This window comes from Denitratimonas tolerans, from assembly GCF_037203605.1.
Classification (GTDB): Bacteria; Pseudomonadota; Gammaproteobacteria; order Xanthomonadales; family Xanthomonadaceae; genus Denitratimonas; species Denitratimonas tolerans.
Window position 1 is genome coordinate 38,992 of sequence record NZ_JBBDHC010000019.1, and the last position, 26,870, is coordinate 65,861.

Annotated in this window: 27 protein-coding genes and 1 riboswitch; of the genes, 8 read left to right on the forward strand and 19 right to left on the reverse strand. The window is 69.5% G+C overall.

Annotation, left to right across the window (positions count from 1 at the left end; genetic code table 11):
* Nucleotides 1-54: 54 nt before the first annotated feature.
* The 12 genes from WB794_RS12035 to moaA form a co-directional block, all read right to left on the reverse strand.
* The gene (locus WB794_RS12035) at nucleotides 55-951 is read right to left on the reverse strand and encodes a peptidylprolyl isomerase (protein WP_337336103.1); all 897 of its coding nucleotides are present in this window, start codon (nucleotides 949-951) and stop codon (nucleotides 55-57) included.
* Nucleotides 951-1,655: a respiratory nitrate reductase subunit gamma gene (gene narI / locus WB794_RS12040; RefSeq protein ID WP_337336104.1), complete on the reverse strand. Its 705-nt coding sequence runs from the start codon at nucleotides 1,653-1,655 to the stop codon at nucleotides 951-953. The genes WB794_RS12035 and narI overlap by 1 nt, the downstream gene beginning before the upstream one ends.
* The gene (gene narJ, locus WB794_RS12045) at nucleotides 1,652-2,350 is read right to left on the reverse strand and encodes a nitrate reductase molybdenum cofactor assembly chaperone (RefSeq protein WP_337336105.1); all 699 of its coding nucleotides are present in this window, start codon (nucleotides 2,348-2,350) and stop codon (nucleotides 1,652-1,654) included. The genes narI and narJ overlap by 4 nt, the downstream gene beginning before the upstream one ends.
* Nucleotides 2,347-3,894, reverse strand: coding sequence for a nitrate reductase subunit beta (gene narH / locus WB794_RS12050; RefSeq protein ID WP_337336106.1), 1,548 nt, complete (start codon nucleotides 3,892-3,894; stop codon nucleotides 2,347-2,349). Before narH ends, narJ begins: the two co-directional genes overlap by 4 nt.
* The gene (locus tag WB794_RS12055; protein WP_337336107.1) at nucleotides 3,894-7,637 is read right to left on the reverse strand and encodes a nitrate reductase subunit alpha; all 3,744 of its coding nucleotides are present in this window, start codon (nucleotides 7,635-7,637) and stop codon (nucleotides 3,894-3,896) included. Before WB794_RS12055 ends, narH begins: the two co-directional genes overlap by 1 nt.
* A 186-nt stretch (nucleotides 7,638-7,823) precedes the next feature.
* Entirely contained in the window at nucleotides 7,824-8,210 is a 387-nt protein-coding gene (locus WB794_RS12060) for a hypothetical protein (RefSeq protein WP_337336108.1), read from the reverse strand.
* A complete protein-coding gene (gene mobA / locus WB794_RS12065; protein ID WP_337336109.1) occupies nucleotides 8,207-8,758 on the reverse strand; it encodes a molybdenum cofactor guanylyltransferase in 552 nt (183 codons plus the stop codon). The genes WB794_RS12060 and mobA overlap by 4 nt, the downstream gene beginning before the upstream one ends.
* Complete coding sequence (locus WB794_RS12070; RefSeq protein WP_337336110.1) at nucleotides 8,748-9,233, reverse strand: molybdenum cofactor biosynthesis protein MoaE; 486 nt, start codon at nucleotides 9,231-9,233, stop codon at nucleotides 8,748-8,750. Before WB794_RS12070 ends, mobA begins: the two co-directional genes overlap by 11 nt.
* A gap of 2 nt (nucleotides 9,234-9,235) precedes the next feature.
* A complete protein-coding gene (locus WB794_RS12075) occupies nucleotides 9,236-9,496 on the reverse strand; it encodes a MoaD/ThiS family protein (RefSeq protein ID WP_337336111.1) in 261 nt (86 codons plus the stop codon).
* Complete coding sequence (locus tag WB794_RS12080) at nucleotides 9,493-10,743, reverse strand: molybdopterin molybdotransferase MoeA (protein WP_337336112.1); 1,251 nt, start codon at nucleotides 10,741-10,743, stop codon at nucleotides 9,493-9,495. Before WB794_RS12080 ends, WB794_RS12075 begins: the two co-directional genes overlap by 4 nt.
* Nucleotides 10,740-11,738, reverse strand: a complete 999-nt coding sequence (gene moaCB, locus WB794_RS12085; protein ID WP_337336113.1) for a bifunctional molybdenum cofactor biosynthesis protein MoaC/MoaB — start codon at nucleotides 11,736-11,738, stop codon at nucleotides 10,740-10,742. Before moaCB ends, WB794_RS12080 begins: the two co-directional genes overlap by 4 nt.
* A gap of 10 nt (nucleotides 11,739-11,748) precedes the next feature.
* Nucleotides 11,749-12,729, reverse strand: a complete 981-nt coding sequence (gene moaA / locus WB794_RS12090; RefSeq protein WP_337336114.1) for a GTP 3',8-cyclase MoaA — start codon at nucleotides 12,727-12,729, stop codon at nucleotides 11,749-11,751.
* Nucleotides 12,719-12,866, reverse strand: a riboswitch (molybdenum cofactor riboswitch). Its footprint overlaps the gene before it by 11 nt.
* Nucleotides 12,867-13,013: 147 nt before the next feature.
* Between moaA and WB794_RS12095 the strand changes: the two genes are divergently transcribed.
* From WB794_RS12095 to WB794_RS12115, 5 genes are all read left to right on the forward strand, one after another.
* Entirely contained in the window at nucleotides 13,014-13,418 is a 405-nt protein-coding gene (locus WB794_RS12095; RefSeq protein ID WP_337336115.1) for a ribonucleotide reductase subunit alpha, read from the forward strand.
* Between the two features lie 81 nt (nucleotides 13,419-13,499).
* A complete protein-coding gene (locus WB794_RS12100) occupies nucleotides 13,500-13,946 on the forward strand; it encodes an ATP-dependent zinc protease family protein (protein WP_337336116.1) in 447 nt (148 codons plus the stop codon).
* On the forward strand, nucleotides 13,943-14,887 hold the full coding sequence (gene rimK, locus WB794_RS12105) for a 30S ribosomal protein S6--L-glutamate ligase (protein WP_337336117.1): 945 nt from the start codon (nucleotides 13,943-13,945) through the stop codon (nucleotides 14,885-14,887). Before WB794_RS12100 ends, rimK begins: the two co-directional genes overlap by 4 nt.
* 245 nt (nucleotides 14,888-15,132) lie before the next feature.
* Nucleotides 15,133-15,816 carry a response regulator transcription factor gene (locus WB794_RS12110; RefSeq protein WP_337336118.1) on the forward strand — a complete coding sequence of 228 codons (684 nt, stop codon included), beginning with the start codon at nucleotides 15,133-15,135 and terminating at the stop codon, nucleotides 15,814-15,816.
* Entirely contained in the window at nucleotides 15,813-17,153 is a 1,341-nt protein-coding gene (locus WB794_RS12115; protein ID WP_337336119.1) for a HAMP domain-containing sensor histidine kinase, read from the forward strand. The genes WB794_RS12110 and WB794_RS12115 overlap by 4 nt, the downstream gene beginning before the upstream one ends.
* Before the next feature lie 7 nt (nucleotides 17,154-17,160).
* On the opposite strand, the gene WB794_RS12120 is transcribed toward WB794_RS12115, so the two are convergent.
* The 5 genes from WB794_RS12120 to WB794_RS12140 form a co-directional block, all read right to left on the reverse strand.
* Nucleotides 17,161-17,772 carry a hypothetical protein gene (locus WB794_RS12120; protein ID WP_337336120.1) on the reverse strand — a complete coding sequence of 204 codons (612 nt, stop codon included), beginning with the start codon at nucleotides 17,770-17,772 and terminating at the stop codon, nucleotides 17,161-17,163.
* Between the two features lie 32 nt (nucleotides 17,773-17,804).
* Nucleotides 17,805-18,629 (reverse strand): methylenetetrahydrofolate reductase [NAD(P)H], encoded by an 825-nt coding sequence (metF, locus tag WB794_RS12125; RefSeq protein WP_337336121.1) that lies wholly within the window; start codon nucleotides 18,627-18,629, stop codon nucleotides 17,805-17,807.
* A 149-nt stretch (nucleotides 18,630-18,778) separates the two neighbouring features.
* Nucleotides 18,779-19,723, reverse strand: a complete 945-nt coding sequence (locus WB794_RS12130) for an electron transfer flavoprotein subunit alpha/FixB family protein (RefSeq protein ID WP_337336122.1) — start codon at nucleotides 19,721-19,723, stop codon at nucleotides 18,779-18,781.
* Between the two features lie 138 nt (nucleotides 19,724-19,861).
* Nucleotides 19,862-20,608, reverse strand: coding sequence for an electron transfer flavoprotein subunit beta/FixA family protein (locus WB794_RS12135; RefSeq protein ID WP_337336130.1), 747 nt, complete (start codon nucleotides 20,606-20,608; stop codon nucleotides 19,862-19,864).
* A 201-nt stretch (nucleotides 20,609-20,809) separates the two neighbouring features.
* A complete protein-coding gene (locus WB794_RS12140; RefSeq protein ID WP_337336123.1) occupies nucleotides 20,810-22,417 on the reverse strand; it encodes an electron transfer flavoprotein-ubiquinone oxidoreductase in 1,608 nt (535 codons plus the stop codon).
* A 110-nt stretch (nucleotides 22,418-22,527) separates the two neighbouring features.
* On the opposite strand from WB794_RS12140, the gene WB794_RS12145 reads away from it, so the two are divergent.
* Entirely contained in the window at nucleotides 22,528-23,886 is a 1,359-nt protein-coding gene (locus WB794_RS12145) for an amidase (protein WP_337336124.1), read from the forward strand.
* A gap of 12 nt (nucleotides 23,887-23,898) precedes the next feature.
* Here the strand turns inward: WB794_RS12145 and WB794_RS12150 are convergent, their stop codons facing one another.
* The gene (locus tag WB794_RS12150) at nucleotides 23,899-24,237 is read right to left on the reverse strand and encodes a Rieske (2Fe-2S) protein (protein WP_337336125.1); all 339 of its coding nucleotides are present in this window, start codon (nucleotides 24,235-24,237) and stop codon (nucleotides 23,899-23,901) included.
* An 88-nt stretch (nucleotides 24,238-24,325) separates the two neighbouring features.
* Between WB794_RS12150 and WB794_RS12155 the strand changes: the two genes are divergently transcribed.
* Entirely contained in the window at nucleotides 24,326-24,583 is a 258-nt protein-coding gene (locus tag WB794_RS12155; protein ID WP_337336126.1) for a hypothetical protein, read from the forward strand.
* Here the strand turns inward: WB794_RS12155 and WB794_RS12160 are convergent.
* Entirely contained in the window at nucleotides 24,549-26,240 is a 1,692-nt protein-coding gene (locus tag WB794_RS12160) for a sensor histidine kinase (protein WP_337336127.1), read from the reverse strand. The genes WB794_RS12155 and WB794_RS12160 overlap by 35 nt on opposite strands.
* A gap of 196 nt (nucleotides 26,241-26,436) precedes the next feature.
* Between WB794_RS12160 and WB794_RS12165 the strand changes: the two genes are divergently transcribed.
* Nucleotides 26,437-26,870, forward strand: a 434-nt coding sequence (locus WB794_RS12165; RefSeq protein ID WP_337336128.1) for an ATP-grasp domain-containing protein, incomplete at its 3' end; no start/stop codon positions are given.

Genomic DNA, 26,870 nt, shown 5'->3' on the forward strand with positions numbered 1-26,870 from the left:
GAATGTCTCGACTGTGAGTTGGGGGAACCGGAACCCGGCGCGCCGGAGTGGCGGTCAGGCCGCCGCTTCGATCGCCTCCAGCCCGCGTACCGTGTAGCGGTGCTGGAGTTCGAGCAGGTATTGCTGGAGCGCCTGCTGGCGCACCTGCAGTTCGAGGTAATCGCGGATGCGCTGGTGCACGGCGTCGAATTCGAGCGCCTCGCCGTCGGCGATCCCGTCGACCTGCACGACGTGATAGCCCCAGCGCGACTCGACCGGAAAACCGGCCAGCCCCTGGCGCAGGCGGAACACCTGGCGATCGAACTCGGGCACGGTCTGGCCGCGCTCCAGCCAGCCCAGATCCCCGCCCTCGTCCTTCGAGGGGCAGTCCGAATGGCGCAGGGCGAAGTCGGCGAAGAGCTGCGGCCGCGTCTTCAGCTCCGCGATCAGTTCTTCGGCGCGGCTGCGCGCGCTGAAGCGGCCGTTCACGTCATCCGCCGCCGCGGCCAGCAGGATGTGGCGCGCGCGCAGGCGCAGCGGCGCATGGAAGCGCCCGGGATTCTGCTCGAAGTAGCGCCGGCAGTCTTGCTCGGACGGCATGCGGCTCTCCGCCTCGCGTTCGAGCAGGACGCGGATGCAGGCCTCCTCGAGCGGCTCGCCGGGATGGGGCTGCAAATCCTGCGCAATGCCCAGCCGCTCCGCCTCGCGGCGCAGCAGCTCGCGCACCACCAGCGCACGCGCCGCGCTGGCACGCGACTGTTCGGGCTTCATGGCGCGGTGGAACTGCATTTCCCCGGCGATCTGCGCCTCGCTGATCGCCGTATCGCCGACGAACAGGAACGCCGGGGCGCGCTGGCCCAGCGTGCGCGGGCCTTCGCTGGCGTCGCGCGCGCGGTCGGCGTGGGCGTCATCGGCGACCGGTGCCTGCGAGTCGATCAGGGTGATGGCAAGCGGGCGGCTGCGTTCCATCATCAGGCCCTCGGGCCGTAGCGCAGCGGCGACTGGCGGCGGCGCACCACCTGATAGGGCCGCCACAGGTAGCTGAGCGGGATGCTCCACACGTGCACCAGGCGGGTGAAGGGCGTCAGCAGGAACAGGGTCAGGCCGAGGAAGATGTGCGCCTTGTAGACCCAGCTCACGCCGGCCACGAACTCGGCCGCGCCGCCGCGGAAGGTGACGATGCGCTGCGCCCATTCGGCCAGCGCCATCATCACGCCACCGTCCATGTGCTTGCTGGATTCGACGATGGTGTAGAGGCCCAGCAGCAGCTGCGCGAACAGCAGCAGCAGGATCGCGGTATCTGCGAACGTGCCGGTGGCCCTGACCCGCGGATTGGTCAGCCGGCGCAGGGTGAGGATGCTGATGCCGACCAGACAGACCGCGCCGAACGCGCCGCCCACCACCATCGCCAGCAGCTGCTTCTGTGGCACGGTGATGAAGGGCTCGTATACCCAGTGCGGCGTCAGGAGGCCGACGAGGTGGCCGGCGAGGATCGCCAGGATGCCGATGTGGAAGAGGTTGCTGCCCCAGCGCATGCCCTTGTCGGACAGGAGCTGGCTGGAGCCGGCGCGCCAGGTGAACATGGCGCGGTCGAAGCGCGCCCAGCTGCCGATGAAGAACACCGCGAGCGCGATGTAGGGATAAATCTGGAAGGCGAAGGTATCCACGTGGCTCATGGCTGCACCTGCGGGTTGGCATGGCTGGGCGCGGCCGCCGGACGCGGCGCGCGGGTGGCGGAAGGATCGCAGTCCTGGGCGGGGGCCTCGGCACCGAAGCGCACCGCCTCCTCCTCCCAGAGCTGGTCCATGACCTCGGGCGTGTCGTCGCGCGGCTCCTGCCGCGCGCGGCGGCGCAGCGCGTCGATATCGACCACACCGCTGGCGTACTCCACCAGGGTTTCGAGCAGCACGGCGTGGCTGCTTCCGCGCTCGCCCGCGCGCGCGGCCAGAAGGCCGATGATGTGGCTGACGTGCTGCAGCCAGTCGCGCGCCTCCTCCGGCGGGCGTTGGCCCAGGTACTCCAGCAGCAGCGGCAGGTAGTCCGGCAGCTCGCGCGCGGACAGCTCGTAGCCGTTCCTGCGGTAGGCCTCGATCAGGTCGACCATCGCCTGGCCGCGATCCCGGGATTCGCCGTGGATGTGTTCGAACAGCAGCAGGCTCATCGAACGGCCACGGTCGAACAGCGCCAGCCAGCGCTCCTGCGCCTCGAGCGGCTCGGTGGCGAGCAGGTCGCGCACGTATTGCACCAGCGCCATCCGGCGCGCCGGCGGCAGGGCGTCGTCCTGCGCTGCGGCGAGGAGTTCCTCACCGTGCTCCCAGAGCGCGTCCCGCGGATAGTCGAGCAGTACGCCGATGAGCTTGAGCAGGCTCATCGGGTCACCTCGAGCGATTTTTCCTGCCGGTTCGGATGCACTGCGTAGCTGGTGCTCTTGCGCTGGCCGAAGAGGTCCGCCGGCGAATCGCCGCTGCAGCCGTTGCCGAAGGTGAAGCCGCAGCCGCCGCGCTCGCCGAAGGCATCGTTGGCGTACTCGCGGTGCGCCGAGGGAATCACGAAGCGGTCCTCGTAGTTGGCGATGGCCAGATAGCGGTACATGTCCTCGGCCTGGGCCACGGTCAGCCCGGCCTGCTTCAGCACGGCGTGATCCTCGACCCCGTCCACGTTCAGCGAACGCCGCCAGGCACGCATCGCCATCATCCGCTCCAGCGCGCGCACCACCGGCGCTTCGTCGCCGGCGGTCAGCATGTTGGCCAGATAGCGCACCGGGATGCGCAGCGAGGCGATGTCGGGCAGTTCGCCGTTCATGCCCACCCGGCCGCGCTCGGCCGCGGACTGGATCGGCGACAGCGGCGGCACGTACCAGACCATCGGCAGGGTGCGGTATTCCGGATGCAGCGGCAGCGCCAGCTTCCAGTCGATGGCGAGCTTGTAGGTGGGCGAATTGACCGCCGCTTCCAGCCAGCTGTCGGGGATGCCTTCCTTGCGCGCGGCCTCGATCACCGCCGGGTCGTTGGGGTCGAGGAAGATGTCCAGGTGGGCCTGGTACAGGTCTTTCTCGGCCGGCACGGACGCCGCTTCCTGGATGCGGTCTGCGTCGTACAGCAGCACGCCGAGATAGCGGATGCGGCCCACGCAGGTTTCCGAGCACACCGTGGGCTCGCCCATCTCGATGCGCGGGTAGCAGAAGATGCACTTCTCGGATTTGCCCGACTTCCAGTTGTAGTAGATCTTCTTGTACGGGCAGGCCGACACGCACATGCGCCAGCCGCGGCACTTGTCCTGGTCGATCAGGACGATGCCGTCCTCCTCGCGCTTGTAGATCGCGCCCGACGGGCAGGCGGACACGCACGCCGGGTTGAGGCAGTGCTCGCACAGCCGCGGCAGGTACATCATGAAGGTCTTCTCGAACGCGCCGTAGATCTCCTTCTGCACGTTGTCGAAGTTGCGGTCCTTGCTGCGCTTGGCGAACTCGGTGCCGAGGATCTCCTCCCAGTTCGGGCCCCAGTGGATCTTCTGCATGCGCTGGCCGGAGATCAGCGAGCGCGGGCGCGCGGTCGGCTGGTGCTTGCCGTCCGGCGCCTCGTGCAGGTGCTGGTAGTCGAAGTCGAACGGCTCGTAGTAGTCGTCGATCTGCGGCAGGTCGGGGTTGGCGAAGATCTTCGACAGCATCCGCCAGCGCCCGCCGGCGCGCGGCACCAGCTTGCCGCTGCGGGTGCGCACCCAACCACCGTTCCACTTGTCCTGGTTCTCCCATTCCTTGGGATAACCCACGCCGGGCTTGGTCTCGACGTTGTTGAACCAGGCGTACTCCACGCCCTCGCGCGAGGTCCAGACGTTCTTGCAGGTGATGGAGCAAGTGTGGCAACCGATGCACTTGTCCAGGTTCAGCACCATCGCGATCTGTGCGCGGACCTTCATCACACCACCTCCTGGGCATTGGCAGGCACGGGCTCGCCGTCCAGCCAGTCGATCCTGTCCATCTTCCTCACCACCACCAGTTCGTCGCGGTTCGTGCCCACGGTGCCGTAGTAGTTGAAGCCGTAGGCATACTGCGCATAGCCGCCGATCATGTGGGTGGGCTTGAGCACCACCCGGGTGACCGAGTTGTGGATGCCGCCGCGGGTGCCGGTGATCTCGGAGCCGGGCGTGTTGATGATGCGTTCCTGCGCGTGGTACATCATCGCGATGCCGTTCATCATGCGCTGGCTGACCACCGCCCGCGCCGCGATCGCGCCGTTGACGTTGAACAGCTCGATCCAGTCGTTGTCCTCGATCCCGGCGCTGCGCGCGTCGTCCTCGCTCAGCCACACGATCGGGCCGCCGCGGGACAGCGTCTGCATGATCAGGTTGTCGGAATAGGTGCTGTGGATGCCCCACTTCTGGTGCGGGGTGATCCAGTTCAGCACGATCTCCTTGTGGCCGTTCGGCTTCTTGCCCAGGATCGGCGCGATGGTCTTGGTGTCCACCGGCGGGCGGTACTGCATGAACCCCTCGCCGAAGGCCAGCATCCATTCGTGGTCCTGGTAGAACTGCTGGCGACCGGTCAGGGTGCGCCACGGGATCAGCTCGTGCACATTGGTGTAGCCGGCGTTGTAGCTGACGTGCTCGTCCTCCAGCCCCGACCAGATCGGCGAGGAGATGATCTTGCGCGGCTGCGCCTGGATGTCGCGGAAGCGGATCGCCTCGTGCTCCTTGCCCACCGCAAGATGGGTGTGGTCGCGGCCGGTGAACGTGCCCAGCGACTCCCAGGCCTTGACCGCCACATGGCCGTTGGTTTCCGGCGCCAGGTGCAGGATCACTTCGCAGGCGTCGATAGCCGAATCGATCTGCGGCCGGCCGTGGCTGACGCCCTCCTCGCGCACGCGGTGGTTGAGCTCGCCGAGGAAATGCACCTCGTCCTTGGTATCCCAGTTCATGCCCTTGCCGCCGTTGCCCTGCTTGTCCAGCAGCGGGCCCAGCGAGGTGAACTTCTTGTACAGGTTCGGGTAATCGCGCTCCACCACCACCATCGACGGCATGGTCTTGCCTGGGATCGCCTCGCACTCGCCCTTCTTCCAGTCGGTCACGCCCAGCGGCATCGCCAGCTCGTTGGGGGTGTCGTGCAGGGTCGGCACCAGCACCAGGTCCTTGACCACGTCCAGCACGCCGGGCGCCAGTTCGCTGACGGTCCTGGCGATGCCCTTGAAGATGTCCCAGTCGCTGCGCGACTCCCATGCCGGGTCCACCGCCTTCGACAGCGGGTGGATGAAGGGGTGCATGTCGGAGGTGTTGAGGTCGTTCTTCTCGTACCAGGTCGCGGTGGGCAGCACCACGTCGGAATACAGCGCGGTGGTGCACATGCGGAAGTCCAGCGTGACCAGCAGGTCGAGCTTGCCCTCGGGTGCCTCGTCGCGCCACCTCACTTCCTCGGGCTTGGTCGCGCCGCGCTCGCCCAGGTCCTTGCCCTGCACGCCGTGGCGGGTGCCGAGCAGGTGGCGCAGCATGTATTCATGGCCCTTGCCGGACGAGCCCAGCAGGTTGGAGCGCCAGATGAAGAGGTTGCGCGGGAAGTTCTGCGGCGCGTCCGGATCGGCGAAGGCGAAGTCCAGCGCGCCGGACTTCAGCTGCGCCACCGCGTAGTCGACCGGTGCCACGCCGGCCGCCTCGGCCTCGCGCACCACCTCGATCGGATTGCGGTCCAGCTGCGGCGCGCTGGGCAGCCAGCCCATGCGCACCGCGCGCAGGTTCAGGTCGGCCATCGAGCCGGTGAACTTCGCCGGGTCGGCCAGCGGCGAAAGGATCTCCTTCACGTCCAGCTTCTCGTAGCGCCATTGGTCGGAGTTGAAGTAGAAGAACGAGGTGCCATTCATGTGGCGCGGTGGCTTGCTCCAGTCCAGCGCGAACGCCAGCGGCTGCCAGCCGGTCTGCGGGCGCAGCTTTTCCTGCCCGACGTAGTGCGCCCAGCCGCCTCCCGTCTGACCCACGCAGCCGCACATGACCAGCATGTTGATCAGGCCGCGGTAGTTCATGTCGTTGTGGTACCAGTGGTTCATCGCCGCGCCGACGATGATCATGCTGCGGCCACGGGTCTTGTCGGCGGTGCGGGCGAACTCGCGGGCGATCTCGATCACGTCCAGACGCGGCACGCCGGTGATCGTTTCCTGCCAGGCCGGGGTGCCCGGCAGGTTGTCGTCGAAGCTGGTGGCCACGTTGCCGCCGCCGAAGCCGCGGTCCACGCCGTACTGCGCCAGCAGCAGGTCGTACACCGTGGCGACCAGGGTTTCCGCGCCATCGGCGGTCTGCAGCCTGCGCACCGGGATGTTGCGCTCCAGCACGTCCTCGAACTTGACGGCGGTCCACTTCTCGTGCTCGATGCCGCCGAAGTACGGAAAGCTCACCGCCTCGATGCCGTCATGGGCGTCCTTGAAGCTCAGCCGCAGGCGCGTCTCGCGACCGGCGCTGTCCTTTTCCTCGATGTTCCACTTGCCCTTTTCGCCCCAGCGGAAACCGACCGAGCCGTTCGGCACGGTGACGGCACCGGTGGTCTCGTCGAACGCCAGGCTCTTCCATTCGGGATTGTTGGCCTCGCCCAGCCCGCCGAGGTCGGAGGCGCGCAGGTAACGCCCCGCCACCAGCCGGCCATCGTCGCGCCGCTCCAGCCGCACCAGCAGCGGCATGTCGGTGTATTGCCGGCAATAGTCGGTGAAGTACTGCGAGGGCCGGTCGACGTGGAACTCCTTCAGGATCACGTGGCCGAACGCGAACGCCAGCGCGGCGTCGGTGCCCTGCTTGGGGTGCAGCCAGTGGTCGGTGAGCTTGGCGACTTCGGAATAGTCCGGGGTGATCGCCACCGTCTTGGTGCCGTTGTAGCGCGCCTCGGTGAAGAAGTGCGCGTCGGGCGTGCGGGTCTGCGGGACGTTGGAGCCCCACGCGATGATGTAGCGGCTGTTGTACCAGTCGGCCGATTCCGGCACGTCGGTCTGCTCGCCCCACACCTGCGGCGAGGACGGCGGCAGGTCGCAGTACCAGTCGTAGAACGACAGGCAGGCACCGCCGAGCAGCGACAGGTAGCGCGCGCCGGAGGCGTAGGACACCATCGACATCGCCGGGATCGGCGAGAACCCGACCACGCGATCCGGGCCGTACTTTTTCACCGTGTAAAGGTTCGAGGCGGCGATCAGCTCGTTGGCCTCCTCCCAGCGCACCCGCGCGAAGCCGCCCATGCCGCGGCGCGACTTGTAGTCCGCCGCCTTGGCCGGGTCTTCCACGATGCTGGCCCAGGCGTCCACCGGTGCCATGGTCTTGCGCGCCTGCCGCCACAGGCGCAGCAGCGCGCCGCGGATCAGCGGGTACTTCAGGCGGTTGGCGCTGTACAGGTACCAGGAATAGCTGGCCCCGCGCGGGCAGCCGCGCGGCTCGTGGTTGGGCAGGTCGGGCCGCGTGCGCGGGTAGTCGGTCTGCTGGGTTTCCCAGGTCACCAGGCCGTTCTTGACGTAGATCTTCCAGCTGCAGGAGCCGGTGCAGTTCACCCCGTGGGTGGAGCGCACGATCTTGTCGTACTGCCAGCGCGCACGGTAGCCGTTCTCCCAGTCGCGGCTTTCGGTCTTGGTGAAGCCGTGGCCGTCGGCGAACGGCTCCGCCTGGCGCTTGAAGAACTGCAGGCGGTCAAGGAAATAGCTCATCGGGAAACCCTCTCGGCAGACGGACGCGGCAGGGCGTCGTGAGACTGGCCGTCAGGCTTCGACTGGCGCACTCGCCGCGACCACGCATGCTGGTCCGAGTGCTGATCCGCCGTTTGACTGACGTCAATTTCTCCGAAATCGGCAGCGGATTTCCCGTGCGCCAGCGATACTCACGCCGCGCGCGACTCACTCCGCCGTCGGATCGGGCGCGGTTCCGGTGCCGCGCCGACGCGGGCCGCGGCGACGCACGCTGTCGCGCACGTCCACCTCGATGCCTACATACAGGGGCGCATCCGCGGCACCGCCGGGCAGGACATAGGCCAGCGCGTCGCGGCAGGGAAGGCGCGCGACGTAGTCCAGAAGATCCGCGCGCGGCAGCCGCAGGCTCCACGCGCCCGGCTCGACCTGCAGCGCCGCTCCGTCCGGCGCGTCCCCCAGAACGATGCGCTGGACCAGCCGAACGCCCGGCGACAGGTGGCTGCTGCGAGTCAGATGGCCGCTGTCCAGAAGTTCGGCCAGGGCATCCTCGTCGATGCGGAAGCGCAGCTGCTGCCCATTGATCTGGATCTTCATGATGCCAGCGCCGCCCATTCGTCCGGCGTGTTGCAGTTTGCGAGCAAGCGCACGTCGCCCGGCGCAAGCGGCAGGATGGTGCCGTTGCAGGCCGCATGCAGCGCCCGCAGCGAGCGCTGCTCCGGCGGAAGCTGCGGGCTCTGCGCGAGCCAGGCGCGCAGCGCCGCGTCCAGCGCCAGCCGCAGCGGCAGGACGTGGCCGCGATAGTGCGCGCAGCGCGCCGGGGCCTGCGCCAGCGCGGCGAGCAGCGCGGGCGCGACCTGCGGCATGTCGATCGGAAGCACCACGAGCGGTCCGTCCTCCAGCACGGCGCTGACCGCGAGGAGGCCGCCCAGCGGTCCCTGGTCGGACACGGCGTCGGGGATGCCCTGTGCCTGCGGATAGTCGCCGCTGACCACCACGCGCTGCGCGCCGGCGTCCATCAGCAACTGCGACTGGTGCTGCAGCAGGGTGCGTCCGTTCCAGACCAGCCCGGCCTTGTCCCGGCCCATGCGGCGCGAGCGCCCGCCGGCCAGCAGCACGCCCGTCCAGGGCGCGTCAGTGCGCATGCCCTTCATGCAGCGGGGCCGCCTCCTCACGCTCGCACAGCGAACAGCCCTCGCTCCAGATGCTGTCGCCGTCGGTGTAGTGCTCCTGCTTCCAGATCGGGCTGCTGTGCTTGACCGCCTCGACCACCTGCCGGCAGGCGCGGAAGGCCTCGTCGCGGTGCGGGGTGCCGGCGACCACCACCATCGCCACATCGCCGATCCCCAGGCGGCCCTTGGCGTGGCCGATGTAGAGCTTCAGCCTGCCATCGAAGTCGCGCTCGGCCTTGGCCGCGATCTCGGCGAAACCGTTGAGCGCCAGCGGCACGAACATGTCGTAGCTGACCCCGAGCACCGCGCGGCCGTGGTTGAGGTCGCGCACCCGCCCGACGAACATCGCGATGCCGCCGAAACCGGGGTCGGACACGAAATCCAGCGCCGCAGCCGGATCGAGCCCGCCTTCGGCAATGTCGCGCACGATCAGTCGATGGGCATCCACGCTCAGCCTCCGCTGACCGGCGGCAGCACCGCCATGCGGCCGTCCTCGGGCACGGGATCGGCTTCGCGCAGCACGGCCTTTTCGCTGGCGAAGGCCGAGTACTTCAACAGTTTCGGGCAAAACGCCGGCCAGTGCGCGCTGGCGTAGGCTTCCAGCGCCAGGCGCAAATCGTCCACGCGCGCACCCGGGGCCAACTCCAGGTGGACGCAGCCATCGGGCTGGTGGTCGCGGAACGCGCCGAACAGCTTCACTTCCACCTTCACGGCTGTACTCCTTCCAGCGTCAATCCGAGCAGGTGCCCGGGGCCGCAGACCTCCACCGGCGCGCCTTCGGGCAGGTCACCCGCGCTTCCATCGATCACGACCCAGGCATTGGCCTGCGCCAGCGGCGCGATCCGGAACGATTCCTGCCCAGGCAGCGCCTGCGCCCACAGGCGTCCGTGTGCATCCAGTTCCACCCGCGCCTTGAGGAAGACGCGCAGGGCATGATGCGCGCGGCGGCCGCCGCGCAGCGGAAGGCGCAGGGCGCGCTCGGGGGCCAGGCCCAGCATCGCGCGCAGCGCCGGCTCCACGAAAAACCGCAGCCCCACCGCGCTCGACGCCGGATTGCCCGGCAGGCCGAAGAACAGCGCGCCGTTGGGCAGGGTGGCGAACAAGAGCGGCTTGCCGGGGCGGATCGCCACCTTGTGGAAATGGATGGTCGCGCCGAGCTTGCGCAGCGCGTCGGGGATGAAGTCGTAGCGGCCCATCGACACCGCGCCGGTGCTCAGCACCAGTTCGGCACCGGCCGAGCGCGCCTCTTCCATCGCGATGAAGAACGCATCCACCTCGTCGCTCACGGTCTGGCGCAGCACCAGTTCGGCCCCGGCCTGTTCGACCCGCTGCGCCAGGTACGGACCGTTGCTGTTGCGGATTTCGCCCGAGGCCAGCGGCCGCGCGGGATCGTCCACCAGCTCGCGGCCGGTGTTGATCAGCGCCACCCGCGGGGCCGCGCGCACGTCCACCAGCGACACGCCCAGCGCGGCCAGCAGCATCAGCTGCGGCGCATCCAGGCGGGTACCGGCGGCAAGGAAGCGGTCGCCCTTGCGCACGTCCTCGCCATGCCGGCGCACATGCTGGCCGCGCGGCACCTCGGCTTGCAGGCGGATGCGCGCCGGCTTGCCGTCGTCATCGCGGGCCAGCACTTCGACCTGCTCGACCGGGATCACCGCATCCAACCCGTCCGGGATGCGCGCGCCGGTCATGATTTCCCACGCGCCCGCCGGCGCGGAAACCCGTTCGTCGCCGGCCGCCTGCGCGCCCAGCACCTCGAACTCGGCACCCGCCGCAATGCCCGCATCGCCCACTCGCAGGGCGAAGCCGTCCATCGCGGAATTGTCGAACGGCGGCAGGTCTTCGCGGCTGTGCACCGGCTCGGCCAGCACCTGTCCCGGCACCGGCGTGCGCGGCACCACCGGCAGCGGTTTGGCTTCCCGCAGGATGTGCGCCAGCGCCTCGTCGTAGCCGATCACGGGTGCGGCCTGCCGTCGAGCATCGCCAGCGCGTGCGCCAGCAGCGGGCTGAGCATGTCCATGCACTGCTGCGCCGCGCGCGGGCTGCCCGGCAGCGCGAACGCCAGCATGCCGCCGATCTGCACCACCTCGGCGCGGCTGAGCCAGGCCAACGGCGTGTGTTTCGCGCTCTCGGCCCGCAGCATTTCGGCCAGACCGTCGACCGGGCGATCGGCCACCCGCCGCAGTGCTTCCGGGGTCACGTCGCGCGGACCCAGGCCCGTTCCGCCGCTGCACAGGCACAGGCGCACGCCCTTGGCGGCCAGCGCGCGCAGGCGTTCGGCCAGCGGATCGATGCCATCCGGCAGTACTTCGATGTGGCCGACCTCGGCACCGAGTTTGCGCAGCCCTCCCACCAGCACCGGGCCGGAGCGGTCCTCGTAGTCGCCGGAGCTGGCGCGGTCGCTCAGGGTGATGACCGCGCAGGGCACGCCGTCGAGGCGGGCCAGGCCGCGCGGCCGGTAGTGCGCGCGCTCTTCGTCGCTCATGCCATCGGGATGCACCCACAGCCCCTTCTTGCCGCCTTCCTTGAACAGCAGGCGCACGCCGTTGATGGCAAGCGCCGGCTGCACCGGCTTGGTCAGGTCGTAGAGCGTGAGCAGGGCCGCATTGACCCCGGCCAGCGCTTCCATCTCGACCCCGGTGCGGGCCTCCAGCGCGCATTCGCAGTACACCCGGATGGCGTGGCGCGCCGGCACCGGCACGCAGCGCACGCGCACCAGCTCCAGCGAGATCGGGTGGCACAGCGGCATCAGCTGCGAGGCCATCTTGGCCCCCTGCAGGCCGGCGATTTCCGCCATCACCAGGGCATCGCCCTTGGGCAAGCGGCGCTCGACCACGGTGGCGAACGCTTCGGCACCGGGCAGGAATTCGCCCACCGCCACCGCGCGCCGGCGGGTCGGGCGCTTGTTGCGGATATCGGCCATGTGGAAAGCCGCGTCGGATTGCGTCGTCATGGGTGCCTGCCTATCCACCGATCGAAGCCAGGTGCGGAGTGATGCCGGTGTTGCCCTGGTGCAGGCCGTGGCCGGCGGCCTTCAGGCCGAGCTGGGAGGCGATGCGCGCGGCCAGCGCCTCGTGGTCGTCGTCCGACTGCAGCAAGGGCCGCAGCGGGATGCCGAAATCGCCGAACAGGCACAGCCGCAGGTCGCCGCGCGCGGTGACGCGCAGGCGGTTGCAGCCGGCGCAGAAGTCCTTGGAGTACGGGGCGATGATGCCGATCCGTCCGCGATAGTCCGGGTGCGCGTATTCGCGCGCCGGGCCGGCGTCGGGCGCGCGCGGGCGCAGCATCCACCCGGTATCGATCAGCTGCTGCTCCAGCGCCTCGGCGCGATAGTGGTGGCGCTCGAAATAGGCCAGGTTGGTGCCGGTACGCATCAGCTCGATGAAGCGGATGGCGACATCGCGGTCGCGCAGGAAGTCCATCCACGCCGGCAGCTCGTCGTCGTTCAGCCCGCGCAGCAGCACCGCATTGAGCTTGACCGCAGCGAAGCCCAGGCCCTGCGCGATCTCGATGCCTTCCATCACCTCATCGAAGCGGTCGTGCCCGGTGATCGCGGAAAATCGCGCCGGCTGCAGGCTGTCCAGGCTGACGTTGAGCGCGGTCAGCCCGGCTTCGCGCCACAGGCGCACGTGCCGGGGCAGCAGGCAGCCGTTGGTGGTCAGGGCGATCTTCTGCACGCCCGGCGTCGCCGAGACGGCGGCGATGATCGACGGCAGGTCCTTGCGCAGGCTGGGCTCGCCGCCGGTCAGGCGGATCTTGCGCATCCCCACCGCTGCGAAGCCGCGCACCAGCCGCCGAACTTCCTCCAGCGTCAGGAAGGTGGGGCGTCCATCGGCCTGGTAGCCATCCGGCAGGCAGTAGCTGCAGCGGAAGTTGCAGGCTTCCGTCAGCGACAGCCGCAGATAGGGAAACGTGCGGCCGAAGCCGTCCACGAGGGTTGCCATGTTGTGCTCCAGTCCAAGCGCGGGAGGCCGACCCGTTTCCGGTTCCGACCCGGTGGCCGCCCCGTTTCCGGCGCGGCCACGGCCCGTCTGCCGTATCACGAGGACCCAGGCAGCCGGGCTTGGAGTCGAGGCGACCAGCGTGCCGGTGCCCCACGCGTATCCTAGCGGCATGCGGCAGGCCCGCGCTTGACCACCGTCAAGTTGACGGACGGCCGGGGCAAGGCACCATGTCGCCTCCGGATCGCCGCGCGCGTCGCGCATGATCCCTGCCGGAGCACCCGCCGATGCACCTGACCCGCTTCCAGGACCTGCTGGACGCCGCCCTGCAGCAGGCCGAACCGCAGCGCCTGCTGTTCGTCTTTGCCCGCATCGGCCTGCCGGAAAACGCCACGCCTGAGCAGCGCGAGCGCTTCGAACGGCGCGAAGGCGGCACGATTTCGCCCTGCCTGTGCGTGGACAAGGTGCCGGGCGAGGTGGCCGGCTTTGCCGCGCTTGTCGAGGAGTCCGCCGCCACCGGACAGGACTGGGACCTGGTCTTCGTCGGCGCGCTCGCCGGCCGCGGCGGCATCGCACCCGGCAGCGACGAGGCCGCCCAGCCGCTGCGCTTCATGGTCAACGCGATCAACAACGGCCGCGTCGCCGATTTTGCGGTGTTCGACCGCGACGGCGAGGTGATGCAGTTCCACTGAACCGGGAGCACCGGCGCGCGCTGGCGGGACGCGCTAGCGGCCGGATAGACTTTGCTCCCCCCAATCGGCCGGAGCGGCACGATGCGTCTGACGGGCGAGCTGCCGGTCACGGGCTGGCGCGAGTGGGCGACCCTGCCCGCACTCGGGCTGGTCAGGATCGCGGCCAAGATCGACACCGGCGCGCGCAGCTGCGCGCTGCACGTCGAGTGGCAGCGCGAGCGGGTCGAAAACGGCATCGCGCAGGTGGCGTTCGCGCTGCGCGAATCCCCGGAGGCTCCGCTGCGGGAGCTGTGCGCGCCGATCGCGGGGCGACGCACGGTGGCGGACACCGGCGGCGGGCGCGAGTCGCGGATCTTCATCCGCAGCCGCCTGCGCCTGGGCGACTGGGAGCACGAGGTGGACATCGGGCTGGCCAACCGGCACGGGCTGCGCCATCGGCTGCTGATCGGTCGTGCGGCGCTCGCCGGGCACTGGTGCGTGGATCCCGGGCGAACCTTCCTCCTGGGCGACGGCGAGGCCTCCGCGTGAAGCTGGCGATCCTTTCGCGCAACACCGCGCTCTATTCCACCCGCCGCCTGGTCGAGGCGGCGCGCGCGCAGGGCCACGTGGTACGCGTGCTCGACCCGCTGCGCTGCTACCTGCGCATCGTCCCGGGTGCGTTCGAGCTGCACCACAAGGGCCGCGCCCTGCGCGGCTACGACGCGGTGATCCCGCGCATCGGGGCGTCGATCACCCGCTACGGCACCGCGGTGGTGCGCCAGTTCGAGCTGATGGGCGTGTATTCGCCCAACGGCGGCGATGCGATCGCCCGCGCGCGCGACAAACTGCGCTGTCACCAGCTGGTGGCGGCCTGCGGGCTGGGGATGCCGCTGACGGTGGCCGGCGACAGCCCGGACGACACCGCCGATCTCCTCGCGCTGCTCGGGCCGCCGCCGCACATCGTCAAGCTCAATCAGGGCAGCCAGGGCCTGGGCGTGGTGCTCACCGATACGGTGCAGGCCTCGCGCAGCGTGACCGAGGCCTTTCGCGGGCTGTCGGCGGATTTCCTGGTGCAGGAGTTCGTGGCCGAGGCCGGTGGTTCGGACCTGCGCTGCCTGGTCGTAGGCGAACGTGTGGTGGCCGCGATGCAGCGCCAGGCCGGCAGCGGCGAGTTTCGCGCCAACCTGCACCGCGGCGGCAGCGCGCAGGCGGCGAGCCTGGACGCGGCCGAGGCGGATGCGGCGGTGCGCGCGGCCCGGTCGGTCGGGCTGGAAGTAGCGGGCGTGGATTTGCTGCGCTCGCACCGCGGCCCGCTGGTGCTGGAGGTGAACGCCTCGCCCGGCCTCGAAGGCATCGAGGCGGCGAGCGGAATGGACGTGGCGGCGGAAATCATCCGCCACGTCGCACGGCACGCCGCGCAGCGCCCGGCGGCCGGCACCAGCCCGCGCCGCGCGCGGCGGCCGATTAACGAAACCCTGAAATCCCCTTAACGATCTTCTTCGCCCGCCGCACGTAGCCTGTCGTCACCTGGATCTTCCTCGACACTCCTGAGGATTGCGTGACAGGTAGATTGCGGTAATCGGGGCAACACCTTCGGCCCGCGTGTACCGGCGTCCCCCCGCCGCGACCGCGGGCCTTTTTGTTGCCCGCGCGCCGCCGTTCGGTATCCGGCACGGCATGAGGCCGCGCGATGCGGCTATGCTGGCGGCGGGCTCCCTCACCCGGCACATATCCCATGCGCATCCTGGTCATCGAAGACAACACCGACATCGCGGCCAACCTCGGCGATTATCTGGAGGACCGCGGTCATACCGTGGATTTTGCCGCCGACGGCATCACCGGCCTGCACCGCGCTGTCGTCGACAGCTTCGACGCCATCATCCTCGATCTCAACCTGCCGGGCATGGATGGGCTGGAGGTATGTCGCAAGCTGCGCCAGGAGGCGCACAAGGACACGCCGGTGCTCATGCTGACGGCGCGCGACGCGCTCGAGCAGAAGCTGGCCGGGTTCGAATCGGGGGCCGACGACTATCTGGTCAAGCCGTTCGCACTGCAGGAGCTGGATGCACGCCTGGGCGTGCTGCTGCGGCGCGGGCGCGGCAGCCATTCGCGCGTGCTGACCGTATCGGATCTGGAATACAACCTCGATACCCTGGAAGTGGTGCGCGCCGGCACGTCGATCACGCTCAATCCGACCGCGCTCAAGATTCTCCAGGTGCTGATGGAGGCGTCTCCCGCCGTGGTGACGCGGCAGGATCTCGAAACCCGCGTCTGGGGTGAAGAGCTGCCCGATTCGGACAGCCTGCGCGTGCACATCCACGGCCTGCGTGCGGCCATCGACAAGCCGTTCGACCGGCCGCTGATCCATACCCGGCACGGCATCGGCTACCGGCTGGTGGATCTCGAACCGTCCGCGTGAGCGACACCGTGGCGGGTTTGCCCGAACGACCGATTCCCCGCCAGCGCCTGCGCGCGCGCATCGTGGCGTCCTTCGTGCTGCTGGGCTTCGGCCTCACCGCGCTGTTCGCCGCATCCACCCTGGCGCTGCGCGCGCGCATCGAAAACCAGCTCGTCGGTGCATGGCTGGGGGCGGAAGCGACCAGCTACCTGGAGTTCAAGCGCGCCCATCCCGAACCCAGCGCGGCCTATGGCCTGCAGGAGCAGCAGATCGAGATGTTCGCATTCCGGCCCGAAAGCCCGCAGATCCCGCTGGCCTGGCGCGATCTTCCGTCCGGCGTGCACGACTGGCGCGATCCGGATGCGCGCGGCCGCAATGCCGACTTCAAGCTCGCCGTGGCGCGCGCGCCGGACATCGTCACCTACATCAAGTACGGCTACGGCCGCCAGGCGCTCAGCGCGCAGCAGCTGATGACGGTCCTGGGCGTCAGCGTGGTGGCCTTCACCCTGCTGGCCTGGCTGATCGGGCTGTGGTCCTCGCGCCGGGTGATGCGTCCGGTGGCGGATCTTGCGGCGCGCGTGGAGGGCTTTGGCGGCGACGTCGCGCGCACCGCGCTGGCACCGCACTTCGCGCAGGATGAAGTCGGCCAGCTCGCCCAGGCGCTGGACGACTACGCCGACCAGCTCACCGAACGGGTCGCGCGCGACCGCGAGTTCAACGCCGACGTGAGCCACGAGCTGCGCACCCCGCTGGCGGTGATCCGCGGTGCCACCGAGCTGCTGCTGGCCACTCCCGATCTCTCCGAAAAGATGCGCCAGCGCCTGCTGCGCATCGAGCGCGCCACCCAGCAGAGCACCGACCTGACCACGGCGCTCCTGATGCTCTCGCGCAACGAGCGCGGCAGCGGGCGCAGCGACGTGCGGCGAATCGTCGAAGCCCAGGCCGAGGCCAACCGCGTGCACCTGCTGAACAAGCCGGTGCGCCTGCGCGTGGACGGCCAGCGCGACGTCTTCGTCGACGCGCCCGAGGCGGTGCTGTCGGTGGCGCTCAACAACCTGATCGGCAACGCCTGCAAGTACACCCTCGAAGGCGAAGTCGCGGTGACGGTGCTGGCGGACCGGGTCGAAGTCGCCGACAGCGGGCCGGGCATAGCCCACGAGGATGCCGAACGCCTCTTCGAACGCGGCTACCGCGGCAGCAGTTCGGCCGGCAGCAAGGGGGCCGGCATCGGCCTTGCGATCGTCCGCCGGCTGTGCGATCTCTACGGCTGGCGCGTGCGGCTGGAGCCGCGCACGGATCGCCAGGGCAGTCGCGCCATACTGGAATTCGAACCAGGCCCGGAACCGGGCCACGCCTGATCGCGGCTCAGAAGCGCAGCCACCAGCAGCCGGCGTGGCGGACCACCCCCAGCGTCGCCAGCGGCGGCGGCGAAGGCTCGCTCAGCCCGCTCCCGTGGAACGCGCCGATGCGCACCGCCTCGGGATCTTCCGGCGGGATGCCGGGATAAGCCTCCGGATCGAACACGACGAAGGCGGCCTCGGGATACACCAGCTCGGCCGAACCGTCGGAGCGTGCGGCGATGGTCTCCAGACGATCCATCACCGCACGCGCGCTCCACTTTCCCGTGCCGGGCCAGTGGTAGAGGCCCGAAAGGCCGTTCACGTCGCGCAGCTCCAGCAGGTGGCGCAGGCTCATCAGCAGGGCCTCGGGCGTGCGCGCGCAGTCGACGGCGACCGGACCGTAGGACGCCAGCGGCGGCGCTGAGCTCCCGTCGATTCCACTTTCCGCGCTGGTGGCCGGGAGGCCCGAGTCGGGCACCGGATCCGTGCGTGCCTCGCGCGCATCGAAGTGCTCGCAAGCGCGGTCGGTGTAGATGAGCGTGCCGTCCTCGGCCACGCAGCGCCGCACCGCGGCAGTGGCATCGCCGGCCAGCAGCGCGAGGACGAGGACAGCAAACCAGCGTGCATGCCTGTTCATCGGCACAGCTTATCGCGCCCCGCCGTCTGCGCTCAGCCCAGCCGATCCAGCACCGCCTGGGTCGGCCTGGCGAGATTCAGGGTGTAGAAGTGCAGCCCCGGCGCACCGCCGTCGAGCAGGCGTCGGCACAGCCCGGCCACGGCATCGGCGGCGAACGCCTTGAGGCTCGCGGCATCATCGCCGTAGGCCGACAGGCGGCGCTGCATCCAGCGCGGGATTTCCGCGCCGCACAGTTCGGAGAAGCGCCTGAGCTGGGTGAAGTTGGAGATCGGCATGATGCCCGGCACGATGGGGATGAAAACCCCCAGCGCGCGCGCGTCGTCCACGAAGCGGAAGTAGGCGTCGGCGTTGTAGAAGTACTGGGTGATCGCCGCGTCCGCGCCGGCCTCCACCTTGCGCTTGAAGTGCGCCAGATCCGCGAAGGCGTCCTCGGCCTGCGGATGGGTTTCCGGATAGCAGCCCACCTCGATGCGGAACCAGTCGCCGTAGCGGACGCGGATGAATTCGACCAGATCGCTGGCGTAGTGGAAGTCGCCGGTGCTGGCCATGCCCGAGGGCAGATCGCCGCGCAGCGCCACGATGCGCCGGCAGCCGCGGGCACGGTAGCTGTCGAGGAGTTCAGCCAGCTCGGCGCGCGTGCCGCCGACGCAGGAGACGTGCGGCGCGGCGTCGAAGCCGTGCCGGGCGCGCAGCGCGTCGACGGTTTCGGGCGTATAGCTCAGCGTCGAACCGCCCGCACCGAAGGTCACCGACACATACTCGGGCGAATACGCGGCGAGCTTCGCGGCCGCGCGATGCAGCTGGGCGCGCTGTTCGTCGGTTTTGGGCGGGTAGAACTCGAGGCTGATCGCGGGCATCGGGAATCCTTGCGCAAGGCGGAGCGGCGCAGTTTATCGCTTCATCGCGATGAAAGGAATGACACTGCGATGTTGTCGCACGCTTCCCGCCGCAGAAACGCGGAAGGCCCGCACGGGCGGGCCTTCCGGGAACACGCGAACGCTGGGCTTCAGCCCAGCGCGGCCTCGATTTCCGGCAGCAGGGTGAACAGATCCCCGACCAGACCGATGTCGGCGATCTCGAAGATCGGGGCATCGCCGTCCTTGTTGATCGCAACGATGGTGCCGGCGTCCTTGATCCCGGTGAGGTGCTGGATCGCGCCGGAAATGCCAACCGCGACGTACAGCTCGGGCGCAATGATCTTGCCGGTCTGGCCAACCTGCAGCTCGTTGGGCACATAGCCGGCATCGACCGCGGCGCGCGACGCGCCGACCGCCGCACCGAGCCGGTCGGCGAGGTGATAGATGACCTGGAAGTTTTCAGCCGAACCGACCCCGCGACCGCCGGATACCACGCGCGCCGCGCTCTGCAGATCCGGACGATCGGACTTGCCCGCCGCCAGGCCCGCAAAGCGGGTGTGCGTGGGCAGGGCCACATCGAGCGCCAGCGCGCGCACCGCAGCGCTGCCGCCCTGCCCCGCCGCGGGCCAGGAGGCCACGCGCACGGTGGCGACGACCGGCCTGTCGGCCGGGGTGCCGACCGTGACGATGGCGTTTCCGGCGTAGATCGGGCGCTTGAAGACGTGGCTGGATTCCACCGCCATCACGTCGCTGACCTGGGCCACGCCCAGCAGCGCCGCGACGCAGGGCATCACATCCTTGCCGAAGGTGGTGGACGGACCGAAGACGTGGCTGTAGCCGGCCGCCGCCTTGGCGATCTGCGGTGCCAGTACCGCCGCGACGGCGTGGGCGTTGGCGGGGTGGGCGACGGTGAGGACGGCAGCCACGCCGTCGATCTTCGCAGCCTCGGCCGCGATCGCATCGGGCGCGTCGGACAGCACGATCACATCGATGCTTTCCGGCGACAGCGCGCGCGCGGCGGACACCGTCTTGGCGGTGGCCGAGGCGTTGAGTGCACCGTTCAGGTGCTCGGCAACGATCAGGACTTTGGACATGTCGGCTTCCTTGTATTGCAACCGTAGGGTGGAACCGCCGCAGGCGATTCCACCCATGTTCTTGAGGAAGGTGGAATCCGCTGCGCGGGTTCCACCCTACGTCGATGGCGGGTGTTGCGTCGGGGGTGTAACCCCGACCTACAGCAACCCCTTGGCCTTCAGCGCCGCGACCAGTTCGGCCGCGTCCTTGACCATCACGCCGCGGCTGCGGCCGGCGGGTGCCTCGTACTTCGTGGTGGTGAGGAAATCGCCGGATTCCACGCCCAGATCCGCCAGCGCCAGGGTTTCCAGCGGCTTGCTCTTGGCCTTCATGATGTCGGGCAGCTTGATGAAGCGCGGCTCGTTGAGGCGCAGATCGGTGGTGATCACCGCCGGCAGGTCCACTTCCAGCGTTTCCAGGCCCGCATCGACCTCGCGCACCACGGTGGCGCAGCCATCGGCCACATCGACCTTGCTGGCGAAGGTGGCCTGCGGCCGCCCCCACAGCGTGGCCAGCATCTGGCCGGTCTGGTTGGCATCGTCGTCGATCGCCTGCTTGCCCAGCAGCACGATGTCCGGCTGCTCCTTCTCGACCAGCTTGAGGAAGGCGCGCGCCGCGGTGAGCGGCTGCACCGCGCCATCGGCGACGATATGAATGGCGCGGTTGGCACCCATCGCCAGCCCGTTGCGCAGGTGCGGCTGGGCGTCGGCCGGGGCGATGGTGGCGACGACCACCTCGGTCGCCACGCCTTTTTCGCGCAGCCGCAGCGCCTCTTCCAGCGCGATGTCGTCGAAGGGATTGGGCGAGAGCTTCACGCCATCGGTCACCACGCCGGAGCCGTCCGGCTTGACCTGGATACGCACGTTGAAATCCACCACGCGCTTGTAGCCGACCAGAATCTTCATCGGTTTCAGGGTTCCTGAAGGGTTGGAATCAGGGTGGCGGCGCGTGCCGCCGGTCAGGGGCATGATTGTATCGCGGCGGTTCCGAGGACGTGCTCCAAACGCCGGGCAGCGGCCCGGCGCTGGTTTCAGCCGCCGCCTGCGCCGGCCGAACGATGCCCCGGTGCGCCGCGGCGGTCGCCACGCGATGCGCGCGGCTGCGGGCTAGAGGTTCTGGTAGTTCGGCCCGGCACCGCCCTCGGGCGTGACCCAGGTGATGTTCTCGTAGGGATCCTTGATGTCGCAGGTCTTGCAGTGCACGCAGTTGGCGGCGTTGACCTGCAGGCGCTTGCCGCCGGTGCCGTCATCGACCATTTCGTACACGCCGGCCGGGCAGAAGCGGGTGCAGGGGTTGTCGTATTCCTTCAGGCACGTCGTCGCGCACACGTCGGTGTTGTGCACGATCAGATGCACCGGCTGGTCCTCATCGTGCTCGGTGGCGGCGAAGTACACCCCGGCGAGGCGATCGCGCGGCGGCAGGGTGCGCTCGACATAGTCGCGCCGCGGCTCCTCGTACTCACCCAGCTTGTGCAGGGTGGTCCAGTCGGCCTTGTTCCTGAAGGTCCACGGCGAGCGCCCGCCGACCACCGTTTCCCAGGCGGCGTTGATCAGGCCGAACCACAGGCCGCGCTTGAAGCCGGGCTTGACGTTGCGCACCGTGCGCAGCTCCGCCATCGCGGGCGAGGCGCGCAGCTTGGCGTCGAAGCCCTGCGGTGACAGCTCGCTGCCCGCGAGGTGCTCGGCCGCCAGCATCGCCGAACGGATCGCCTGGTGGGTGCCCTTGATCTTGGGCACGTTCAAGAGGCCCGCGGTGTCGCCGATCAGGATCGCGCCGGGCATTTCGCACTTGGGCAGCGACTGCCAACCGCCGGTGACGATGGCGCGCGCGCCGGCCGAGACGATGCTGCCGCCTTCGAGCAGCGCCTTGACGTGCGGGTGGTTCTTCCACTGCTGGAAGGCTTCCCAGGGCTTGTAGCGCGGATCGGTGTAGTCGAGCCCGGAAACATAGCCCAGCGCGATGCGGCCCTTGTCCAAGTGGTAAACGAAGCTGCCGCCATAGGTGCGGCTGTCGGCCGGCCAGCCCATGGCGTGCACGATCTTGCCGGGCGTCACGCGCTCCTCGGGCACCTGCCACAGCTCCTTGATGCCGATGGAATAGCCCTGCGGATCGCAGCCGCTGTCGAGCCCGAACTTCTCGATCAGGCGCTTGGTGAGGTGGCCGCGCGCGCCTTCGGCCAGCACCGTGACCTTCGCCCTGATGTCGATGCCCTGGGTGTAGCCGGGCTTGTGCGAACCGTCCTTGGCCACGCCCATGTCGCCGATGCGCACGCCGCCGACCGAGCCGTCTTCGTTGTAATAAAGGTCCGCAGCGGCAAAGCCCGGATAGATCTCCACGCCCAGCGCCTCGGCCTGCGGTGCCATCCACGCGCACATCGCGCCGAGCGAGACGATGAAATTGCCGTGGTTGCGCATGCCCGGCGGCAGGAAGGGGAATTTGAAGCCGCCGGTTTTCGACAGCATCCAGAACTCGTCCTCGGTCGCGGGAATGCAGACCGGCGGCGGGCTGTCGCGCCAGCCGGGCAGGAGCGCGTCGAGCGGTTCGGGCTCGATCACCGCGCCGGACAGGATCTGTGCGCCGATGGTGCTGGCCTTCTCGATCACGCACACCGAAAGCTCCGGCCTGATCTGCTTGAGCCGGATCGCAAAGGCCAGTCCGGCGGGGCCGCCACCCACGGTGACGACGTCGTACTCCATGAACTCGCGCTCGCTCATCGGCTGGCTTCCCTTCGGCTGCGTATGTTGGTGCAACGCCGCATTGTGCGGGTTTGCGGCAGGGCGGGCAAACCCGCACCATGCGCGTTTCCCGACACGGTCCGCACACGATGGCCCACGACGCCGATTCCCTGCGCAAGGCATCCCTGATCCGCGTGCTGCACGCGCTCGCCGCCGGCCAGGTCAGCAGCGAGGCGCTGACCCGCGCGTTCCTTGCCGCAATCGAACGCGACCGCGCCCTCAACGCCTGGCTGCACGTCGATGGCGAAGGCGCGCTGGCCGCGGCGCGCGCCTCCGACGCGCGCCGCGCCTCGGGTGCGCCGCTGGGACGGCTGGATGGCGTGCCGCTGGCGATCAAGGACAACATCGACGTGGCCGGGATGCCGACCACGCTGGGGCTGCCCGCAGGCGCGGAACCGCCGGCGGCGCGCGACGCCTTCATCGTCGCGCGGCTGCGCGGTGCCGGTGCGGTGCTGCTGGGCAAGACCAGCCTGGACGAGGCCACCCTGGGAACGGTGGGGCGCAACGCCCATTTCGGCGACGTGGCCAACCCGCAGCTTCCCGGCCGCGCCAGCGGCGGATCCTCCGCCGGTTCCGCGGTGGCGGTGGCCGCCGGTCACGCGGTCGCGGCGCTGGGATCGGACACGCTGGGCTCGATCCGCATTCCTGCCGCATTCTGCGGCGTGGTCGGGCTCAAGCCGACCCACGGCGAACTTTCCTCCGGCGGCCTGCGCCCGTCGCTGCGCCGGCTCGACTGCCCCGGCGTGATCGCCCGCAGCGCCGAGGACATCGCGCCGCTGCTGCAGGTGATGTGCGGGCATGATCCGGACGACCCGCGCTCGCGCCGCCGCCGCGTTGCCCTGGCCGCGCCGGACTGGAATCCGTCCACGCTGCGGGTCGGCGTGCTGGCCGATGCCGCGTCCGTCGGTGCCGCGCCGGCGGTGATCGCGGCGTTCGATGCGGCCCTGGGCCGCTGCGCGGAACTGCTGGGCCGGGTGTCGGTATCGCCCTTCCAGCTCGCCGCGCTGGACATCGCCGCCACGCGCCGCGCCGCGCTGCTGATGATGGAAGCCGAGCTGCTGGCGGCGCACGGCCCCCTGCTCGAAGCCGCTTCGCCGCCGCTTTCGGCGATGCTCGATTTCGCGCGGCGCAAATCCGCCGCCGACTACGCCCGCGCGGACCTGCGCCTGGATGCGCACGTGGCCCGGGTGCGGCGGCTGTTCGAGCGTTTCGACGCCCTGCTGCTGCCGGTGTCGCCGCTGCCGCCGCCGGCGGTGGATGCGCCCGAGCCCCCGAACCTGGCCGACTTCACCGCCCTGGCCTCGCTCGCCGGCTGTCCGGCGCTGGCGCTGCCGCTGGGCGATGGCATCGGCCTGCAGCTGGTGGGCCTGCCGGGCAGCGACCTGCGGCTGCTGGAGCTGGGCGCGCTGGTGGCGGCCGTGGTGGAAGCCGAGGCCGTTCCGGACTGATCCGGAACGGCGTCAGCCGCGCGGATCGATCCACACTTCCCCATCCCGCAGCTCGCACGGCACCTCGCGCAGGCTCTGCCCGCGGCAGGGCCCGGCGATGCAGTCGCCGGCGGGAATGGTGAAGCACGCGCCGTGGGCGGCGCAGACCACGGTGTCGGCATCGACGATGAAACGGCCAGGGGCCACCTCCAGGCGCCGGCCGGCGTGCGGGCAGACGTTGTGGAAGACGCGCACCTCGTTGCCGCGGCGCAGCGCCAGCAGCGGCGACGGTTCGCCGCCCACCTCGGCATCGAGGCCGGCCGCGCCGCCGTCGGGCAGCGCGTCGATGACTGAAAGGAAAACGTGGCTCAAAGCAGACCCGATGTCACTTGTGGTGGACTGGAACGACCCCGATACTGGGTCTTCGACCCGCTCATTCTGACACGCTGGGGATCGATCCATGCGACCGCTGTTCTTCTCGTTCCAGCCTCCGCGCCACCCGATGGCGCGCTTCGCGCTGGGCCTGACCGGGCTGGTGCTGCTCGGGTTCTTCGGCCTCATCGGCCTCCTGATCGCGGCCGTCGTGCTGGCCGCCTATGCGATCAGGCGGCTGTGGCTGCGCCTGTCCGGCACGCGTCCGGCACCGGGACGCCCGCTCGATCCGAACGTGATCGAGGGTGAATTCAGGGTGGTGGAGCGGTCGCGGCTGCCGCGCTGATCGCGGAACCCGCCGGCTTCATGCCGGGCAGGTTTTCCAGCCGCTGCGCATGCGGCAAGGTGATGCGGAAGCAGCTTCCGCCAGCCATCGGCAGATATTCGAGCTTGGCCTGGTTGGCCTCGCACAGCTGACGCGCGATGTAGAGCCCCAGTCCGTTGCCGTGCTCGTGCGTGGTGACGAAGGGTTCGAAGATCGTGCTCGCCACCTTGGGCGGGATGCCCGGCCCGCGATCGAGCACCTCGACCACGATGGCCTCGTTCTCGCGCAGGCGTCGCGCCGTCACCGTGATGCGCGCCGGCTCGCCGGGAAGGTGCCCGTGGATCATGGCGTTCTGCACCAGGCAGCTCACCACCTGATCCAGATGCTGGGGATCGACCATCGCAAGGAGCCGGGAGGGCTGCGCCACCGCACGCAGCTGGGTGGCGTCGATGTAGTGCCCGGCCTTGTACTCGTCGACGAAGCGCGCGACCCACTGCGTCACTTCGATCGATTCGGGCCGCGAACGCTCGCGGCGCGAGAGCGCCAGCACGTTCTCGATGATGCCGTTCATGCGCTGGCAGTGGTTGAGCACGATCTCCACCAGGCGGCGGTCGGCCTCCGGCAGGTCCGGCGACTCCTCCAGAAGCTGGGCGGAATAGCTGATCGCGGCCAGCGGGTTGCGAATCTCGTGGGCGATGCTGGCCGAAAGGCGGCCGAGGTTGGACAGCGTCATTTCCTCGGCCCGCCGGGCCAGGATCGAGGCATCGTCCAGGAAGATCACGAACAGCTCGCTGCTGACGCCCAGCCCGGCAAAGCGCGGTATCAGGTCGAGCTGGTCCGGCCCCAGGCGCAGCGGCTTGCCGTCGTTGCGGTCATCCTCCATGCGCCACTGGAACAGGCGCTGCGCCAGCTCCGGGGCGGCATCGCCCAGGGTCAGGCGATCCGTCTGCGGCTGGCCGAGAAGCTGCCAGGCCGCCTCGTTGTGCAGGTGCACGATGCCGGCCACGTCCACCACCAGCACGCCGGTGCGCATGCGCCGGATGATGAGTTCGTTGATCTGCGCCAGGCTGGCGACCTCTTCGCCGCGCTGCTGCGCCAGGACATGGGTGGCGCGCATCTGGCGGCCGACCATGTCGCCCAGCTTGGCCATGGCGACGTAGCCCAGCGCGCAGATCAGGATTTCGATCAGGGTGCGGCTGTCCAGGGCCGCGTCGCCGCGCGAGAGCAGGTACTCGCCCAGCAGCAGGACTCCCGCCGCGATGGCCAGCGTCAGGGTCGTGCGCAGCGGCAGCAGCACTGCGGCGGCGCTGAAGTTGACGATCAGCGCCATCGCGATGCCGGTCTGCAGGTGCGCCACCGAGTGCACCATCAGTACCGTGGCCAGCACGTCCAGCACCACACCCACGATCACCTGGCCGGCCAGCGGACGCCCCGAGTTGCGCCCGTGCAGCAGCAGCAGCAGCGCCGCGACCAGGTAGGCGGCCGCCGTCCAGGCCGCCAGCCGCGGGTGGTTCAGCGTGACCCATTCGTCAGGCAGCGAACCGAAGGCCAGCAGCGTGAACAGGGCCGCGACCAGGGTGCGGTACAGGGTGAAGAAGTACTGTTCACGCCGCAGCGACTCGTCGCCGGCATAGGCCCGGTCGTCTGCTTCGCTCAGCTCGCGCACGGCTGCGTTCATAGCGCCTGCTTCCTCGTCCTGACGCCTCCCCATCGTCCGACGCGACGGGGCTGCCGATACCGGTGTCCAGTATGGCGCGTTTTGCCTTTGCCGGGTCGGTCGATCAAAATGGGCGGCCCGCCGCCGTTTTCAGGCGCGACGCGGCACGACGGCTCGGCCGCCTTTCCCCTCCCCCCTCCTCCCCACAGGGTGACGCATGAACTTCCACGAATATCAGGCCAAGGAGCTGTTTGCCCAGTTCGGCATTCCGGTTCCGGCCGGCAAGGTTGCACGCACGCCGGATGAAGCCGTCGAGGCCGCCAAGGCCATCGGTGGCGACTTCTGGGTGGTCAAGGCCCAGATCCACGCGGGCGGCCGCGGCAAGGCCGGCGGCGTGAAACTCGCCCGGACCCTCGACGAGGTGAAGCAGTACGCCAGTGCCATGCTCGGCACGAAGATGGCCACCTACCAGAGCGCCGGCATCGCCCTGCCGATCGACACCGTGCTGGTGACCCAGGCCACCGACATCGCCCAGGAGCTGTACCTCTCGCTGCTGGTGGACCGCTCCACCAAATCCATCACCTTCATCACCTCCAGCGAAGGCGGCGTCGACATCGAGCAGGTGGCCGCCGAAACGCCGGAGAAGATCCA

What these genes read in the sequence shown, in the direction of transcription:
- WB794_RS12035 (WP_337336103.1), bottom strand. Translation starts at nt 951, where the DNA reads ATGATGGAACGCAGCCGCCCGCTTGCCATCACCCTGATCGACTCGCAG.
- narI (WP_337336104.1), bottom strand. Translation starts at nt 1,655, where the DNA reads ATGAGCCACGTGGATACCTTCGCCTTCCAGATTTATCCCTACATCGCG.
- narJ (WP_337336105.1), bottom strand. Translation starts at nt 2,350, where the DNA reads ATGAGCCTGCTCAAGCTCATCGGCGTACTGCTCGACTATCCGCGGGAC.
- narH (WP_337336106.1), bottom strand. Translation starts at nt 3,894, where the DNA reads ATGAAGGTCCGCGCACAGATCGCGATGGTGCTGAACCTGGACAAGTGC.
- WB794_RS12055 (WP_337336107.1), bottom strand. Translation starts at nt 7,637, where the DNA reads ATGAGCTATTTCCTTGACCGCCTGCAGTTCTTCAAGCGCCAGGCGGAG.
- WB794_RS12060 (WP_337336108.1), bottom strand. Translation starts at nt 8,210, where the DNA reads ATGAAGATCCAGATCAATGGGCAGCAGCTGCGCTTCCGCATCGACGAG.
- mobA (WP_337336109.1), bottom strand. Translation starts at nt 8,758, where the DNA reads ATGCGCACTGACGCGCCCTGGACGGGCGTGCTGCTGGCCGGCGGGCGC.
- moaCB (WP_337336113.1), bottom strand. Translation starts at nt 11,738, where the DNA reads ATGACGACGCAATCCGACGCGGCTTTCCACATGGCCGATATCCGCAAC.
- moaA (WP_337336114.1), bottom strand. Translation starts at nt 12,729, where the DNA reads ATGGCAACCCTCGTGGACGGCTTCGGCCGCACGTTTCCCTATCTGCGG.
- WB794_RS12095 (WP_337336115.1), top strand. Translation starts at nt 13,014, where the DNA reads ATGCACCTGACCCGCTTCCAGGACCTGCTGGACGCCGCCCTGCAGCAG.
- WB794_RS12100 (WP_337336116.1), top strand. Translation starts at nt 13,500, where the DNA reads ATGCGTCTGACGGGCGAGCTGCCGGTCACGGGCTGGCGCGAGTGGGCG.
- WB794_RS12110 (WP_337336118.1), top strand. Translation starts at nt 15,133, where the DNA reads ATGCGCATCCTGGTCATCGAAGACAACACCGACATCGCGGCCAACCTC.
- WB794_RS12120 (WP_337336120.1), bottom strand. Translation starts at nt 17,772, where the DNA reads ATGAACAGGCATGCACGCTGGTTTGCTGTCCTCGTCCTCGCGCTGCTG.
- metF (WP_337336121.1), bottom strand. Translation starts at nt 18,629, where the DNA reads ATGCCCGCGATCAGCCTCGAGTTCTACCCGCCCAAAACCGACGAACAG.
- WB794_RS12130 (WP_337336122.1), bottom strand. Translation starts at nt 19,723, where the DNA reads ATGTCCAAAGTCCTGATCGTTGCCGAGCACCTGAACGGTGCACTCAAC.
- WB794_RS12135 (WP_337336130.1), bottom strand. Translation starts at nt 20,608, where the DNA reads ATGAAGATTCTGGTCGGCTACAAGCGCGTGGTGGATTTCAACGTGCGT.
- WB794_RS12140 (WP_337336123.1), bottom strand. Translation starts at nt 22,417, where the DNA reads ATGAGCGAGCGCGAGTTCATGGAGTACGACGTCGTCACCGTGGGTGGC.
- WB794_RS12145 (WP_337336124.1), top strand. Translation starts at nt 22,528, where the DNA reads ATGGCCCACGACGCCGATTCCCTGCGCAAGGCATCCCTGATCCGCGTG.
- WB794_RS12155 (WP_337336126.1), top strand. Translation starts at nt 24,326, where the DNA reads ATGCGACCGCTGTTCTTCTCGTTCCAGCCTCCGCGCCACCCGATGGCG.
- WB794_RS12160 (WP_337336127.1), bottom strand. Translation starts at nt 26,240, where the DNA reads ATGAACGCAGCCGTGCGCGAGCTGAGCGAAGCAGACGACCGGGCCTAT.